The sequence below is a fragment of the Plantibacter sp. PA-3-X8 genome (assembly GCF_003856975.1).
Taxonomy (GTDB): Bacteria; Actinomycetota; Actinomycetes; order Actinomycetales; family Microbacteriaceae; genus Plantibacter; species Plantibacter auratus.
The window spans coordinates 201,199-215,761 of record NZ_CP033107.1 but is presented as its reverse complement, the minus strand read 5'-3'; the positions used below and the strand labels follow the sequence as shown (position 1 = coordinate 215,761).

The 14,563-nt window shown below is 68.3% G+C and carries 12 protein-coding genes; 7 read left to right on the top strand and 5 right to left on the bottom strand.

Annotated features, from left to right (window positions below):
• Positions 1 to 44: 44 nt before the first annotated feature.
• The 3 genes from EAO79_RS01035 to EAO79_RS01025 form a co-directional block, all read right to left on the bottom strand.
• Positions 45 to 500 (bottom strand): hypothetical protein, encoded by a 456-nt coding sequence (locus tag EAO79_RS01035; protein WP_124767446.1) that lies wholly within the window; start codon positions 498 to 500, stop codon positions 45 to 47.
• 118 nt (positions 501 to 618) lie between these two features.
• On the bottom strand, positions 619 to 1,686 hold the full coding sequence (locus tag EAO79_RS01030) for a hypothetical protein (protein ID WP_124767445.1): 1,068 nt from the start codon (positions 1,684 to 1,686) through the stop codon (positions 619 to 621).
• A gap of 44 nt (positions 1,687 to 1,730) precedes the next feature.
• Positions 1,731 to 3,080 carry an alpha-L-fucosidase gene (locus EAO79_RS01025; RefSeq protein WP_056777107.1) on the bottom strand — a complete coding sequence of 450 codons (1,350 nt, stop codon included), beginning with the start codon at positions 3,078 to 3,080 and terminating at the stop codon, positions 1,731 to 1,733.
• A 224-nt stretch (positions 3,081 to 3,304) separates the two neighbouring features.
• On the opposite strand from EAO79_RS01025, the gene EAO79_RS01020 reads away from it, so the two are divergent.
• The 3 genes from EAO79_RS01020 to EAO79_RS01010 all read left to right on the top strand — a co-directional run bounded on the left by EAO79_RS01020 (position 3,305) and on the right by EAO79_RS01010 (position 6,467).
• On the top strand, positions 3,305 to 4,525 hold the full coding sequence (locus EAO79_RS01020; RefSeq protein WP_056777104.1) for an ABC transporter substrate-binding protein: 1,221 nt from the start codon (positions 3,305 to 3,307) through the stop codon (positions 4,523 to 4,525).
• Between the two features lie 72 nt (positions 4,526 to 4,597).
• Complete coding sequence (locus EAO79_RS01015) at positions 4,598 to 5,542, top strand: carbohydrate ABC transporter permease (RefSeq protein WP_082455641.1); 945 nt, start codon at positions 4,598 to 4,600, stop codon at positions 5,540 to 5,542.
• Positions 5,535 to 6,467 carry a carbohydrate ABC transporter permease gene (locus EAO79_RS01010; protein ID WP_082455639.1) on the top strand — a complete coding sequence of 311 codons (933 nt, stop codon included), beginning with the start codon at positions 5,535 to 5,537 and terminating at the stop codon, positions 6,465 to 6,467. The genes EAO79_RS01015 and EAO79_RS01010 overlap by 8 nt, the downstream gene beginning before the upstream one ends.
• A gap of 34 nt (positions 6,468 to 6,501) precedes the next feature.
• Here EAO79_RS01010 and EAO79_RS01005 read toward each other — a convergent pair whose 3' ends face one another.
• The gene (locus EAO79_RS01005; protein WP_124767444.1) at positions 6,502 to 7,173 is read right to left on the bottom strand and encodes a FadR/GntR family transcriptional regulator; all 672 of its coding nucleotides are present in this window, start codon (positions 7,171 to 7,173) and stop codon (positions 6,502 to 6,504) included.
• 279 nt (positions 7,174 to 7,452) lie between these two features.
• On the opposite strand from EAO79_RS01005, the gene EAO79_RS01000 reads away from it, so the two are divergent.
• From EAO79_RS01000 to EAO79_RS00985, 4 genes are read left to right on the top strand one after another with little or no spacing between them, the layout of a single operon-like run.
• Complete coding sequence (locus EAO79_RS01000) at positions 7,453 to 8,487, top strand: sugar ABC transporter substrate-binding protein (protein WP_124767443.1); 1,035 nt, start codon at positions 7,453 to 7,455, stop codon at positions 8,485 to 8,487.
• Complete coding sequence (locus EAO79_RS00995) at positions 8,484 to 10,202, top strand: sugar ABC transporter ATP-binding protein (RefSeq protein WP_124767442.1); 1,719 nt, start codon at positions 8,484 to 8,486, stop codon at positions 10,200 to 10,202. Before EAO79_RS01000 ends, EAO79_RS00995 begins: the two co-directional genes overlap by 4 nt.
• A complete protein-coding gene (locus EAO79_RS00990) occupies positions 10,199 to 11,227 on the top strand; it encodes an ABC transporter permease (protein WP_124767441.1) in 1,029 nt (342 codons plus the stop codon). Before EAO79_RS00995 ends, EAO79_RS00990 begins: the two co-directional genes overlap by 4 nt.
• A complete protein-coding gene (locus tag EAO79_RS00985; protein ID WP_124767440.1) occupies positions 11,224 to 12,315 on the top strand; it encodes an ABC transporter permease in 1,092 nt (363 codons plus the stop codon). Before EAO79_RS00990 ends, EAO79_RS00985 begins: the two co-directional genes overlap by 4 nt.
• 179 nt (positions 12,316 to 12,494) lie before the next feature.
• Here EAO79_RS00985 and EAO79_RS00980 read toward each other — a convergent pair whose 3' ends face one another.
• The gene (locus tag EAO79_RS00980) at positions 12,495 to 14,486 is read right to left on the bottom strand and encodes an aldo/keto reductase (protein WP_124767439.1); all 1,992 of its coding nucleotides are present in this window, start codon (positions 14,484 to 14,486) and stop codon (positions 12,495 to 12,497) included.
• Between the last annotated feature and the right edge of the window lie 77 nt (positions 14,487 to 14,563).

Sequence of the window (14,563 nt, the reverse complement as noted above, 5' to 3'; positions counted from 1 at the left end):
CGACCGATCAACGGATCGGTCGGCCGTCCCGTCCGGAGCGGTCGTCACTGCACGGCGCAGGCCCTGGCCTCGTCGAACAGGTCCTCCGGCAGGTCCCACACGCCGTTCGCGTCGGGGTCCGGGACGTCGAACCCCTGGTCGCGCAGGCACTGGGCGCGGAGCCGCAGTTCGTCGGAGATCTCCGCCCTGGTGGGCTGATCGGGGTTGGCCGGCGGTGGGCCGAGTTCCGTGCTGCAGGCGTCGTAGGCCTGGTTCATCGCATCGCTGCCGTCGAGGGTGATCGCCGTGCCGGGTTCCGGGTCCACGACGTCGACCCCGTGGTCGCGCAGGCAACCCGCGAGGGAGATCGTGTAGTCGTCGAACGCCTGGGCGTAGCCGTCGGCGGTCGACGGCGACCCGCCACCGCCGGACGGGGCGTCCGACGTCCCGGAGCAGGCGGTGAGCCCCAGCATGAGGGCGAGGACGGGGACGGCGAAGCCGAAGGCGGCTGATCTGCGCATGGGATGGTCCTTTCTGACGAGTGACCGGGGTCGGTCACCCAGCCATCCCAGCAACCGGCCTGTTCTGTCCTCGTCTGTCGATCACCAGACGTCCTCGACATGCGTGCGGACCATGTGGTCAGTTCATGCGCATGACGATCCAGAGGATCACCGTTCCGACGACGAACACGATGGGGATCCACGTGCCGGATCGTCGCAACCTGCGGCCGGACGGAGCGACCCCCGGCGGCGGCTTGAGCAGTCCGAGTGCTGGGGAGTCGGCCTGAGCGCCTGGTGCAGACGGATGCTCCAGCCCTCCTGGTGACTGCGGCTGGAGGCGGTCGTCCCGCCACCGCGCCCACTGGTCCAACTTCGTCATCAGCGCGTCGACGACGCTGAACAGCCAGGCCCAGGTGTCGGGATCGAGGGTCGACACCTCGCGTTTCGTGTACAGGAACATCCAATCGTCGATGATCTCGACGTCGAGTTGGGCGGCGTGGTCGATGAACCGCGCCATGATGTCCGGCGTGAATAGGTACAGGGCGTCGCGTTCGTAGCCGGCCGGGCAGTAGAGCGTGAAGTGCTGGTCGAAGTCGCCTTCGAGGGACAGCCGCTGGGCGCGCTGGAACGCCGCGGGAAGGTTCGAGCCGAAGCCGTTGTTGCCGATCGCATCGAGCACGATGTTCGGCAGGGGGACGTCCAGCTTCACCGCGACGTACCCCCAGTGGTGCGTCGTCGAACTCTTGCCATGGCGGACCGTGTACCGGTAGTTGCCGAACTCCACGGGGCGGGGACGATCAGCCCGCAGCACGTCGGTAGCCTGCCGCGACGATCCGATCCCGAAGATCATGCCGGGGAACGGTGGGTAGCTGAGGTCGGAGGTGTAGGTCATCCCGTTGGTCGCCGCGAACTGGGAGAGGCGGAAGCGCTTGATGCGCCTCGTGCGCCAGGAGAGGACCGCGACGACCGCGACGGCGGCGGCCGCGAGGAGTCCGATCCCGAGCAGCGGCGTCGGGCCGGAGCCGCCTCGTGAGGAAGACGACAGCGTCCCCAACAGGACGAACCCGGCGACGGTGACCACGACGACTCCCGCGATCAGGCCGATGAACAGCCGCGCGGAAGGCGCCCGGTGGTACGCGGGCGCCTTCGCCATGGCCTCGCTGTCGACAGGGTCGATGAGCGCTCGGGTGTCGATCGTGCCGTTCATCCCCTCAAACTACCCGCCCGCCATCGCGGGCAGCGGGAGCGGGCTCAGCTCAGATCGAAGCGGACCACCTGCGGGCCGGGCACCGAGCGCGTCGGAAGATCGACCCTGACACCACCGTCGACGACGGACGCGGCGAGCGACGTGCCGTCGACGAGTCGAGCGGAGTCGACCAGGATCGCGTCGGCAGCGAGTGTCAGCGTCACCGGGCCGTCCGCATCGATGATCGCGTTGGCGATGTCGCCGGTACGCGTCCACCTCGTCCACGGTGACTCCGAACCGCTCGCGATCCCGTCGTCGAGCTGTCGTGAACCGAAGACGACCGCACCGTTCACCGCGTTCCAATCGCCCAGCGCCTCCAGCGTCGCGCGCTGTTCCGGAGGGACGGTACCGTCCGCCTGCAGGCCGATGTTCAAGAGCAGGTTCCCGCCTCGCGCGACGATGTCCACGAAGTACCGGATCGCCTCCTCGCCGCTCAGCAGCTGCTTCTCGTCTTCGAGGGTGTTGTGGCCGAAGGAGTAGCCGATGCCGCGGCAGTTCTCCCACGGGTCATCGGTGATGCCGCCCATCTGGTACTCCGTGGTCCGGTAGTCCCAATGGGTGTCTCCCCAGCGGTCGTTGATCAGTCCGTCCGGGGCGGCGGCATAGAAGCGGTCGAAGAGGGAGACGAGTCCACGCGCGCCGTCGTCCTTGCCCGGGTCGGGCCATTCGATGTCGTTCCAGAGGATGTCAGGGCGGTACCGCTCGATGAGGTCGGCGACCTGGTCGTATGCGTAGTCGGCGTACGGCCGGTCGTTGGCCCGGTTCGTCCAGCCGTCCGGCCCGTCGGTCTCGACGACCGGTTCGGACGGGGAGAAGTGCCAGTCCAGCCCGCCCGAATAGTAGACGCCGAAGCGCAGCCCGGCGCGTTCCGTCGCTGCAGCGAATTCGCCGATGAGGTCGCGCTTCGGGCCTCGGGCGACGGTGTTGCGGCCGTTCGTCTCGGGAGCGTCCCAGAGCGTGATCCCGTCGTGGTGCTTCGTCGTCGGCACGAAATACCGTGCTCCCGTGTGCTTCACGAGGGCGAGCACCTCGTCCGCGTCGAAGCGCTCGGCGCGCCACAGCTCGAGCAGGTGGTCGTAGTCGACGTCTCCGAAGGTCTCCCGGTGGTGCTGCTGCGCCGGGCTCCCCTCGATGCGGATGGTGTTGAAGTACCACTCGGCGTACGGGTTCCGGGCGAAGTCGTGCGCGTGGTCCGTCGCCCCGAGCTCACCGATCGGTTCCGCCCAGGCTGCGACGGAGTACGCCCCCCAGTGGACGAAGATCCCGAGCTTGGCGTCGGAGAACCAGGCGGGTGTCTCGTGGACGAACTTCTCGAACTCGGGGAGGCGGACGGAGTCGTCCTTGAACATGGCCATGCGTGATCCTTCGTCGTCGATGATGCGGCTGAGATGCGAGTCAGGGATGCCAATCATCCGTACTCTGCGGGGCGAATGTCTCCAAAGTGGCCCAGATTCGCGGAAATATCAACAGTTGACAGATGAGACATCCGATGTTTAGATCGCACCACGTTCAGCCGTCTTTCCCGACCGGGTCTGGATCCCTTGAGTACTGCACGCCCAACGAAGTGGAGAAGCATCCGATGAAACGACAGCTCATGGCCGGCGCGGCGATGGCCGGTGTCCTCGCCCTCACGGCGTGTTCCGGTGGCAGCGCGACCGGCTCCCAGACTGCAGAGTCGCTCGTCTGGTCCATGTGGATCGCCGGTCAGGAGGACCAGGCAGCGTGGCAGACGGTCGCCGACGAGGTGAAGTCGTCGGACAAGATCGACGTCACCATCCAGGGCGCGCCGTTCTCCGACTACTGGACGAAGCTCCGCACCCAGTTGAGTGCCGGTACTGCCCCCTGCATCGTCACGGTGCAGAGCCTTCGGGCGGCCAACTACACCGATGTCCTCCTCCCGCTGGACGACCTCGCGAAGAGCAGCGGCACCGCGCTCGACGAGTTCGACGCGACCGCGCTCGACGCGATGAAGGTCGACGGCAAGCTCTACGCCCTCCCCTACGACACCGGCCCGCTCGTCATGTTCTACAACAAGGACCTCTTCGCCGAGGCCGGCGTCGCCGAACCGAAGCCCGGCTGGACCGTGGACGACTTCGAAGCCGCGGGTGAAGCGCTCAAATCGGCGGGGAAGCAGCTCTACGCGCCGAGCGCAGAGGATCTCTACCTCGAGTCCATGATCCTGTCCTACAACGGCGGTCGGGTGGTGAGCGAGGACGGTTCGCTCGACGTGACCAACGCCAAATTCGCTGCGGGTCTCGAGTGGATCGCCGGCCTCGTGAAGGACGGCTACGCGACGCCTGCGAGCGCCGACAGTTCGGCCGACGACAACGCCTTCATCAACGGACAGGCCGCCACCTATGTCGACGGACCCTGGTCGCTCATCAACACGAAAGCCAAGGCGACGTTCGACGTCGGCGTCGTGACATTGCCGGCCGGTAGCGCCCCGACGACCTTCTCCGCGGGATCGGGCTTCGGTGTCTCGAAGGAGTGCAAGTACCCCGAGCAGGCCTATCAGGCGATCACCACCATGACGAGTGAGGACGTGCTCTCGACACTCGGCAAGGAGGGGCGGGCGTTCCCCGCCCGCACCACAGCGCAGGGCGCCTGGTTCGACAACGCCGGTATCGACGGCGTCGAGGAGAGCTTCGCAGCAGCCCAGGACGGATCCGTCCCGCTGCCCGGGAACAAGAACAGCGATCAGCTCGCCCAACTGATGTCCCAGTACGCGATCCAGGCGATGAACGGACAGCAATCCGGCGCCGAGGTCCTCGACCAGATCTCGAGCCAACTGCCGAAGTGAGCTCCGGCTGGTGGGCGACCCACGTCGCCCACCAGCCGCTCCGATCGTCGTCGAAGCAAAGGAAGAACCCGCATGGCTACCCTCCCAGCGGCCCCGGTGCGAGCCGTCCGGCCCTCCAAGCGCACCGCGCGCGTCGATCCGGACGCGGTCCACGCCCGACGATCCTGGTGGGGACTGGGATTCGCCAGTCCGCACGCGATCGGTCTCGCGCTGTTCACCGTCGTGCCGATCATCGCGTCGCTCGTCATCAGCCTGAACAACTGGCCGATGCTCGGATCGCCGACCTTCGTCGGCTTCGACAACTACGCAGCGTTGTTCGCAGACCCGATCTTCCGAACGGTCATCCTCAACACGACCCTGTTCGTCGTCCTGTACGTGCCGCTCAACCTCATCGTGTCGATGGGACTCGCAGCCTGGCTCAGCCCGAAGATCAAACACCGTCAGATCTTCCGGGTCCTCTTCTTCATCCCAACGGTCACCCCCATCGTCGCGAACGCGGTCATCTGGCGGATGATCTACCAGCCCGACGGGCTGATCGACGCGACGATGCAGTCGAGCATCGGGGTCTCGGCTCCGAACTTCCTCGCCGATGAGCACTGGGCCATGCTCGCCATCGTCGCGATGAGCGTCTGGCAGGGCTTCGGCTACAACATGCTCATCTTCTCCGCAGCGCTCGACTCGGTACCGGAGAGCCAGCTCGAGGCGGCCGAGCTCGACGGTGCCGGGGCATGGACCTCGTTCTGGCGGATCAAGTTCCCGATGATCTCGCCGTCGATCTTCTTCGCCGCCATGATGACGCTCATCACCGCGTTCCAAGTGTTCGCCCAGCCGTTCATCCTCACGAAGGGTGGTCCGGGTTCATCGACCACCACGCTCGTGCAATTCATCTACAACCAGGGATTCGTGTTCCAGCAGCTCGGGGTGGCCTCCGCCGCCGCCTGGGTGCTGTTCATCATCATCCTGGCGATCACCGCCGTGCAGTTCCTCGGCCAGAAGAAGTGGGTGCACTATGAGTAATCGGATCTCGGCGGGCAGGTCGGCCGCCAGACAGCATCCGCCGACCTCGTCGTTCGTCACCGTCAACCCCCGCGGGCTCCGGCGGGGGCAGACGAAGTCCGTCAGCCGTGCTCGGTCGATCGTGTCCTACGTGGTGCTGTGTCTCGTCGCCCTCGCGTTCATCTCACCGCTCGTCTACATGGTGGCGACCTCGCTGAAGCCTCCGGCCGAGACGTTCACGACACCCCCGACGCTCATCGGCTCGTCGATCCGTTGGGAGAACTACTCCGAGGCCTTCAGCTACCTGCCCTTCGGCCGGTTCCTCCTGAACGGTCTGTTCGTCGCTGTCGTCGGCACCATGATCAACATGGCCGTCTCCGTGCTGAGCGGCTACGCCTTCTCCCGCCTCCGGTGGAGGGGCCGCAACCTCGTGTTCGTCCTCTTCCTGGCGACGATGATGATCCCGCAGGACGTGCTCCTCATCCCGCTGTACGTGATGATGCAGGGGTTCGGCTGGGTCGACTCGTTCCAAGCACTTATCATCCCGTTCGCGTTCACCGCGCTCGGCGCCTTCCTCTGTCGGCAGTTCTTCCTGACCGTGCCGCAGGAACTGGACGACGCCGCTCGTGTCGACGGCGCCGGCGTGATCAAGACGTTCACGCACGTCATGCTCCCGCTCGCCCGCCCGACGCTCGCGGTTCTCGCCGTCTTCTCGTTCATCGCCTACTGGAACTCGTTCCTCTGGCCGCTCATCATCGTCAACGACGTGAACACCTATGGGACGATCCCGCTCGGGCTCCAGCAGTTCTTCGGGCAGCAGGGCAGCCAGTGGAATCTGGTGATGGCGGCTTCGGTCATCTCGATGCTCCCGACCGTCCTCATGCTGATCCTGCTGCAGAAGCACCTCATCCGGGGCATCGTGACGAGCGGGCTCGGCGGACGCTGAGCCCGCTCCGACCCACCCGGGCACGTGGCAGGGGTCAGAGGGACCGGCGCAGCCAGCTCTCGACGCCGCTCACGTGCACGGTCACGAGGGCACGCGTCAGTTCGGTGTCGCGCTTCTCGAGGGCGTCGACGATCGCATGGTGCTCCTGCAGGGTGCGGGCGACGGCCTTCTCCTCGGTGAGGCCGCGCCAGATGCGGGCGCGGACCGTCTTGCTGCCGAGGGCGGCGAGCAGGCTCGCGAGGTAGGCGTTGCCGCTCAGCTCGATGACGCGGGCGTGGAACTGCAGGTCGTGCGCGACGAGGTCCTCGACGGTCGTGGACTCGTCCACCTCGTCGACCATCGCGCGCAGTTCGGCGATCTTCTCGTCGTCCAGGTGGCGGATCGCCATCACCGAGGCGGACGGCTCGAGGATCCGCCGCACCTCGAACATCTCGATGAGGGAACCGTCGGCGTGCATGTCGATGACGAACGACATCGCCTCGTGCAGCAGGCTCGGTTCGAGCGTCGTGACGTAGGTGCCGTCGCCGCGACGCACGTCGAGCACGCGGATGAGTTCGAGGGCCTTGACCGCTTCACGGAGCGAGCTGCGCGAGAGCCCGAGCGTCTCGCTGAGTTCCTTCTCCGGAGGGAGCCGCTGCCCGGGCTGGAGATCGCCGGCGACGATCATCGCCTGGATCCTCGCGATCGCTTCGTCGGTGACTGCCATGGAGACCCCCCGTTGGTGCACGACGGTCGCCGGTCGCTCCGCCTCGCGCCATGATACATCCGACGTTTTCGTGGGCTGCGCCGGCACCGGTCAGCGCGCACCTCCGACGCCGCGCGGCTTGTGTTACGTCAGGTTGAGCGCCCTCTCGCGGCCCGTCCGATCACTCCTTACTGTTACTGCAACCCGACGTCCCGGTGCGCCCCCACGCGCCGACAGCGGACGCCGGCCCGCCCCACCACCCTTGCACCCTCCCGCGCCCCACCGTCCTCTGGAGTCCCCATGCGTCGTCGATCACGCCTCGCGCTGTCCATCATCTCGCTGGCCGTCGTGGCCGGCCTCGCCACCGGCTGTTCGCTGAAGCAGTCCTCATCCGGCGAGTCGACGAGCGGCCCCGCCGCCAGCTCAGCGGCCTCCGACGCCGACGTCCCCTCGCTCAAGGGCAAGACCGTCGGCGTGGCAGCGAAGGACGTCGTGCGCGACTTCGGTCGCCTCACCTACCAGGGCGTCCAGGACCGCTTGGAGGAGCTCGGCGCGAAGGTGGTCGCGACCCAGGCCGACGCACAGGACGACAAGCACCTGGCCAACGTCGAGAACCTCGTCTCACAGAAGGTCGACGCGATCGTCGTCATCCTCGGCGACGCGACCACGCTCGCCCCGGCGCTGCAGCAGGCGAAGGACGCCGACATCCCGGTCTTCACGATCGACCACGCCAGCGAGAACTCGGTGAACAACATCGGTTCCGACAACTGGCAGATCGGCTCCACCCTCGCCCGCACCCTCGCCGAGGACATCGGCGGGAAGGGCAAGGTGCTCGTCTTCAACGGCTTCTACGACGTCACCCCCTGCCAGATCCGCTACGACGAGTTCAAGCTCGTGCTGAAGAACTACCCGAACATCGAGATCATCGAGCCCGAGCTGCAGGACATCTACGAGGGCACCATCGAGGACGCCAAGCAGAAGACGAACGATGCGCTCACCCGCTACCCCAAGGGCGAGATCTCGGCCGTGTGGTCGTGCTGGGACCTCCCGGCGATCGGTGCCTCCCAGGCCATCGACGCGGCGGGCCGCGACGAGATCAAGGTCTACGGCGTCGACGCCGAGCCCGGAGCGCTCGACCTCATCCAGGACCCCGACTCGGTGTATCAGTTCACGGTCGCGCAGCAGCCGACCCTGTTCGGGACGACGAGCGCGAACAACGTCGCCCTGTACCTCGGCGGCAAGCAGGACGAGGTGCCGCTGAGCACCTACCTCGACGCCGTGTTCATCGACAAGGCGAACGTCGCCGACGAGCGCAAGCGACTCGGCCTGGAATGACGCACGACACCTCGATCGACGAGTCGACCGCCCAGCGCTCGCTGGGCGGTCGGCCCGGTGCAGCCACGACCGAAGCCTCGGCTCCCGCCGTGAGTATGCGTGGCATCGCGAAGGACTTCGGCGGCGTCCGGGTGCTGGACGACGTCGACCTCGAGGTGCACCCCGGCGAGGTCGTCGCGCTCGTGGGCGAGAACGGCGCGGGCAAGTCGACGCTCATCAAGATCCTCACCGGCCTCTACACGGCGAGCGAGGGCACCATCGAGATCGACGGTGAACCGGTCGTCATCCGCAACCCGGGCGACGCCGAACGCCTCGGTGTCCGCGTCATCCACCAGGACCGCCACCTGGCCGGTCGCCTCACGGTCGCGGAGCAGCTGTTCCTCGGCTCGCGCTCCGCGTTCCTCACCGGCCGGCAGCTCGACCGGCGCGCCGAGCGGGAGCTGCTCGACCTCGTCGGGCTGGACGTGCCGGGCAAGACCCTCGTCGACGAGCTGAGCGTCGCCGAGCAGCAACTCCTGCAGCTCGCGATCGCGACGATCACGCGACCACGGGTCCTCGTGCTCGACGAACCCACCGCACCGCTCGCCGCCGGCGACGTGGAGCGGCTGTTCCGCATCGTCCGGACCCTGCAGAGCCAGGGCGTCGCCGTCATCTACATCTCCCACTACCTGCAGGAGGTGCGCGACATCGCGTCCCGCGTCGTGGTCCTCCGGAACGGTGAACGCGTCGGTGCCCTCGACCTCGCCGATCCCGACGCGACCCTCGACGCCATCGTCCAGCTCATGGTGGGGCGGAGCGTCGAGGAGTTCGGCGACCGGGAACGGATCGTCGCCGACGCCGTCGCCGAACCGGTCCTCGCGATCGATGGCCTGACGGTCCCCGAACGGCTGCACGGCGTCTCGATCGCCGTCCGTCCGGGCGAGATCGTGGGCGTCACGGGTCTCGTCGGCTCGGGCCTCGAGGAACTGGCCGACGCGGTCACCGGCTTGCGCGCGCACGGCGGAACCGTGCGGCTCGGCCGGGCGACGATCCGCTCGCCGAGGGCCTTCGTCCGGGCGGGTGGGGCGTACGTCCCGGCCAACCGCCACCGCGACGGCATCCTGAACCGTCAGTCCGTCCGCGAGAACCTCACCCTCGCCGCGCTCGACCGCATCACCGGGCTCGGCGGGATCCTGCGTGGTCGACGCGAGCGGGAGATCGCCGCCGACCTCGTCGCGAGGCTCGACGTCCGGCCCGCGAACGACACCGCGGTGGCCGGGAGCCTCTCCGGCGGCAACCAGCAGAAGGTCGTGCTCGGTCGATGGCTCGCGGCCGGATCGACGGTGTTCGTGCTCGACCAGCCGACCTCCGGCGTCGACATCGGGTCGCGTCAACAGATCTACGCGGAGATCGACGCGCTCGTCGCGCAGGGCGCCGGCGTCCTGCTCGTGAGCGTCGACCTCGAGGAACTGATCGGCCTCGCCGACCGCGTCCTCGTGCTGTACCGCGGGACGATCCGGACCGAGCTGCCCCGATCGCAGGCGACCGCCGACACGATCCTCGCCTGGTCGACGGGCGCCGCCGAGGTCGCGTCAACGCCGCCGGCCCCCTCGGTCCCGCCGGTCCCTGAGCTTGCCGAAGGGCCCACGTCGTCGACGCAGGCTGATCCCCCGAGGTCTGCCCCGTCGGCAGACCCTGGAGGCGGCACACTGCCCACCCGAGGAGCTTCCGCATGACCGCCCTCTCCGCTCCACCCGTCGCGCCCGGCCAGGCGCCGTCGGCCGCAGCCGAGTCCGCGACCAAACGCCGTCGCCCGGTCTCCCGGTTGGGACTCATCGGCTACGCGATCGTCGTCATCGAGGTCGTCGTCTTCGCGGTCGCCTCGCCCGGCTTCCTCGACCCGGCCAACCTCGCGACGATCCTCACCCAGTCGGCGGTCTACGCGATCGCGGCCTTCGGACTGTCCATCGTCGTCGTCACGGGCGGTGAGGACGTCGTCCGCGGCGGCATCGACCTCTCCATCGGCGCCGTCCTCGGCTTCTCCGGTGCCCTCGTCGCGGTGCTCCTGCAGGCCGAGCTCGGTCTGCCGCTCGCGCTGCTCATCGGGCTCGGAGCCGCGGCGGTCATCGGGCTCGTGAACGGTCTCGTCGTTGTCGCCGGGATCCGCCCGCTCCTCGTCACCCTCGCGATGATGAGCATCGTCACGAGTCTCACCATCGTCATCACGAACAACGTGAAGGTGCCGGTCTCCGACGCCGGGCTGGTCTGGTTGCGGAGTGGACACGTCGTCGGTGTCCCTGCCGCGGTCGTCGTGCTCCTGTTCGTCTTCGCGGTCGCCGCCTTCACCACCGGGCGCACCAGCTGGGGCGTGAAGAACGCCGCGGTCGGGCAGAATCCGACGGCCGCCCGGGTGGCCGGGATCGCCGTCAACCGCCACATCGTCGTCAGCTACGTCCTCGCGGCGGTCCTCGCCGGGATCGCGGGCGTCCTCATGACCAGTCGGTTGTCCGCTGCCCTGCCGGGGATCGGCGAGCAGTCGCTCATCGACATCCTCCTCGCGACGTTCCTGTCCATCGCGTTCTCCCGTCGGCTCGTCGTCACGATCACGGGGACTCTGTTCAGTGCCGTGTTCGTCGCGATCCTCACCAATGGCTTCAGCCAGCTCGGCGTCCCGAGCCAGTGGATCGGCATCACCAAGGGTGTGTTGATCCTGCTGGTCCTCGCGGTCGCCGCGATCCGCGAACGGAGCGTCAAGCGATGAGTGTCGACACGCGCACGCAGTCCTCCGCCACCACCGGCGTCTCCGTCCCGAAGGCCGGGTCGGTTGGACCGGGAGGCGGCGATGACCAGCGTCCCGGCGGCCCGCTCTCGAGGCTGACGGTCCGTGGCCTCGGTGCCGCGGTCCCGCAGGCGCTCGCCCCCGCCGTGCTGGCCGTGCTGCTCATCGTGTTCGCGGTGCTGTCGCCGTCGTTCCTGACCGCCGACAACCTCCTTGGCGTGCTCAACCAGAACGCGCTCCTCCTGCTCGCGGCCGTCGCGATGACGGTCGTCGTCCGCGCCGGTGGCATCGACCTCTCCATCGGTGTCGCCATCGACCTCGCGGCGCTCACCGCGTCGGCGCTCCTGGCCGACGACTACGTGGCCTGGGTGGCGATCGTCGGCGGTCTGGTCGTCGGCCTGCTCGTCGGGGCCGTGAACGCGTTCCTCATCGTGGTGCTGCGCATCCGACCGTTCCTCGCGACGCTGAGCGTCTGGTTCATCGGTGGTGGCGTGCAGCAGGTCGCGACCGACGGCGGGTCGCCCATCTACCTGTCGCGCAGCAGCGTGCCGGACGAGTTCGCGTGGCTGGGTGCCGGAACCGTACTCGGTGTCGCGGCGCCGATCGTCGTCGCCGTGCTCGTGCTGATCATCGTCTGGGCTGCGCTCGAACGGAGTCGCTGGGGTCGGGTGCTGACCGCGGCGGGTGAGCAGCCGACTGCGACCCGGATCTCCGGTCGGCTGGCGGGGACGTCGATGGCGACCGCCTTCATCTTCGCCGCCGGGATCGCGGCCATCGCCGGGCTGATCCTGGCCTCGCGGAGCCAGGGCTTCGTCGCGAACAGCGGGCAGCTCTACGTGCTCGACTCCATCGGTGCGGTGTTCATCGGGACGACGCTGAGTCGGACGGGGCGGCCGAACCTCTTCGGGACGCTCGTCGGCGTGCTCATCTTCGCGCTGCTGACGAACGGGATGAACCTCATCGGGCTGTCCTTTTACTGGCAGGGTCTCGCCCGCGGTGTCGTCCTTATCCTGATCCTGCTCCTCGGTGTCCTCCTGGCGCGTGACCGCACCCGCAAACCCCTCACCTGACACCCATCCGCCCGGGCGCGCTCCGGTGGTTGCGCCAGCGCGGTGCGCTGACGCGAGGAGGAGCGACTCGGCGCGAGCGCGCCCCGCACGCGTGAGCGCGGGCCTCTGGAGACCCGCGCCCACGTGCATGACCCGCGGTCACGCCAGCGCACCGCGCTGGCGTCACCCGAGGGAACGGATCAGACCCGGAGGTCGAGCCAGGCGACCTGCTCCGCGGTCAGCTTCAGGGAGAGGGCGTCGGTCGACGAACGGGTCTCCTCGATGGACCGCGGCCCGATGAGGGCGAAGGTCGGGAAGTCCTGCGCCAGGACGTACGCCAGGGCGATCGCCGTCGGCGCGACCCCCAGCTCCGAGCCGAGCTGACGCGCACGGGCCAGCCGCTCGAAGTTGTCGTCGCTGTAGTAGCAGCGCACGAGGTCCGGGTCCGACAGGTCCTCGGGCTCGGCACGCCCGGTGAAGAAGCCGCGCGCTTGCGACGACCACGGCAGCAGCGGCGTCTTCGTCTCCTCGAGCCACGCCCGGCTCGTCGGATCCGTCACCTCCACACACCCGGCCCACGGCACGTCGAGCGCGCGGGCGAGACCGAAGTGGTTGCTCAGCGCCGCGAACCCCCGCTTCCCGTTGGCCGCCGCATAGGCGTTCGCCTCCTCGAACCGGTCGATCGTCCAGTTGGAGCCACCGAACGCACGGATGCGACCGGCCTCGGCGTGCTCGTTCAGCACGTCGACGAACTCGCCCACCGGCACCTCCACGTTGTCGCGGTGCATGAGGTACAGGTCGAGGTGGTCGGTGCCGAGACGGTCGAGGCTCTCGAACAGCTGCCGGGAGATCGACTCCGGGTCGCAGAACGGTGTGTGCGCACCCTTGCCGATCACCACGACGTCGTCGCGGAGACCCCGGTTGGCGAGCCAGCGTCCGAGCAGCTGCTCCTGGAGCCCGTCGCCGTACAGCCAGGCCGTGTCGAAGGCGTTGCCGCCGCGCTCGAAGAAGTCGTCGAACATCGCCGACGCGTGCGACAGGGTCTGCTGGTTGTCGACACCCATCACGAGCCGCGAGATGTCGTGGTCGATGCCCGCGATGCGACCGGTCGGCATCGGGAGCTCGGCGCGCACGGCGAGCGGCCGACCGGAACCGGTCGGGATGTCGGTGTCGATCGACTCGAACGGGTACTCGAGGCCGATCGCCTCACGCCACCGGTCGAGGGTCGCGAGGTTGCCGAGCGAGTCCGCCCAACGCATCTGCGGCGCCTGGCCCGCGTCGGCGAACGTCGCGACCGCATCGGCCTGGATCGCGTACTGCGGCGCCCCGGGGATGTGGATCGACTCGGTGCCCGAGATGGTGCGGACCTCGATCGTCGAACCGTCCTCGACCGACGGCAGCCACGGGTCCGACACGATGATCTGCCCGGTGGACCCCGTGACGACCACGCGGTTGTCGTCCTGCAGGCGGACGCCGCTCGTGACGTGCGCCGTGATGCCCGACGGGAAGACGAGCGAGGCGCTGGCCCACTCGTCGACGCCGGTCGAACCGATGGTGCCGTTCCCGGTGACCTCCGTCGGGTCGGCGAACGGCGCACCCACGGCAGCACCCGCGATGAGCCGCGAGATGGAGACGGGGTAGCCGCCGACGTCGAGGATGCCGCCGCCCGCCAGCTCCGGGTTCATGAGTCGGTGATCGGCGGGCAGGTCTGCGGCGAACGCGAACGACGCCTCGATGTGCTGGACGTCGCCGATGGCACCCGACGACACGAGCTCGACGAGCTTCGCGGTCTGCGGGTGGAAGCGGTACATGAACGCCTCGGCGAGGTACACGCCGGCACGGCGGGCGGCCTCGATCGCGAGCATCGCACCGGCGCGGTTCACCGAGAGCGGCTTCTCGCTGACGATGTGCTTGCCGGCTTCCGCCGCTTCGATCACCAGCCGGACGTGCTCCGTGTGCGGGGTCGCGATGTAGACCGCGTCGACGCCGGGGTCGGCCAGCAACTCGGCGACCGAGCCGTACCCGCGGACGGGAGCCGTGCCGTCGCCGAAGCGCTCGCCGAACTCTTCGGCACGCGACGCGTCACGACTGGCGACGGCGGCGAGTCGACCGGTGCGACTGGCGTGCAGCTCGGTCGCGAACCGTTCGGCGATCGTTCCTGGGCCGATGATTCCCCAAGCGACGTGTTCCATATGGTGGTGCTCCTCAACGTTGATCGGCGGTGCGATGGTCTGTGGTGAACGTCACCGTGAACGTTCACGGTGTGAGC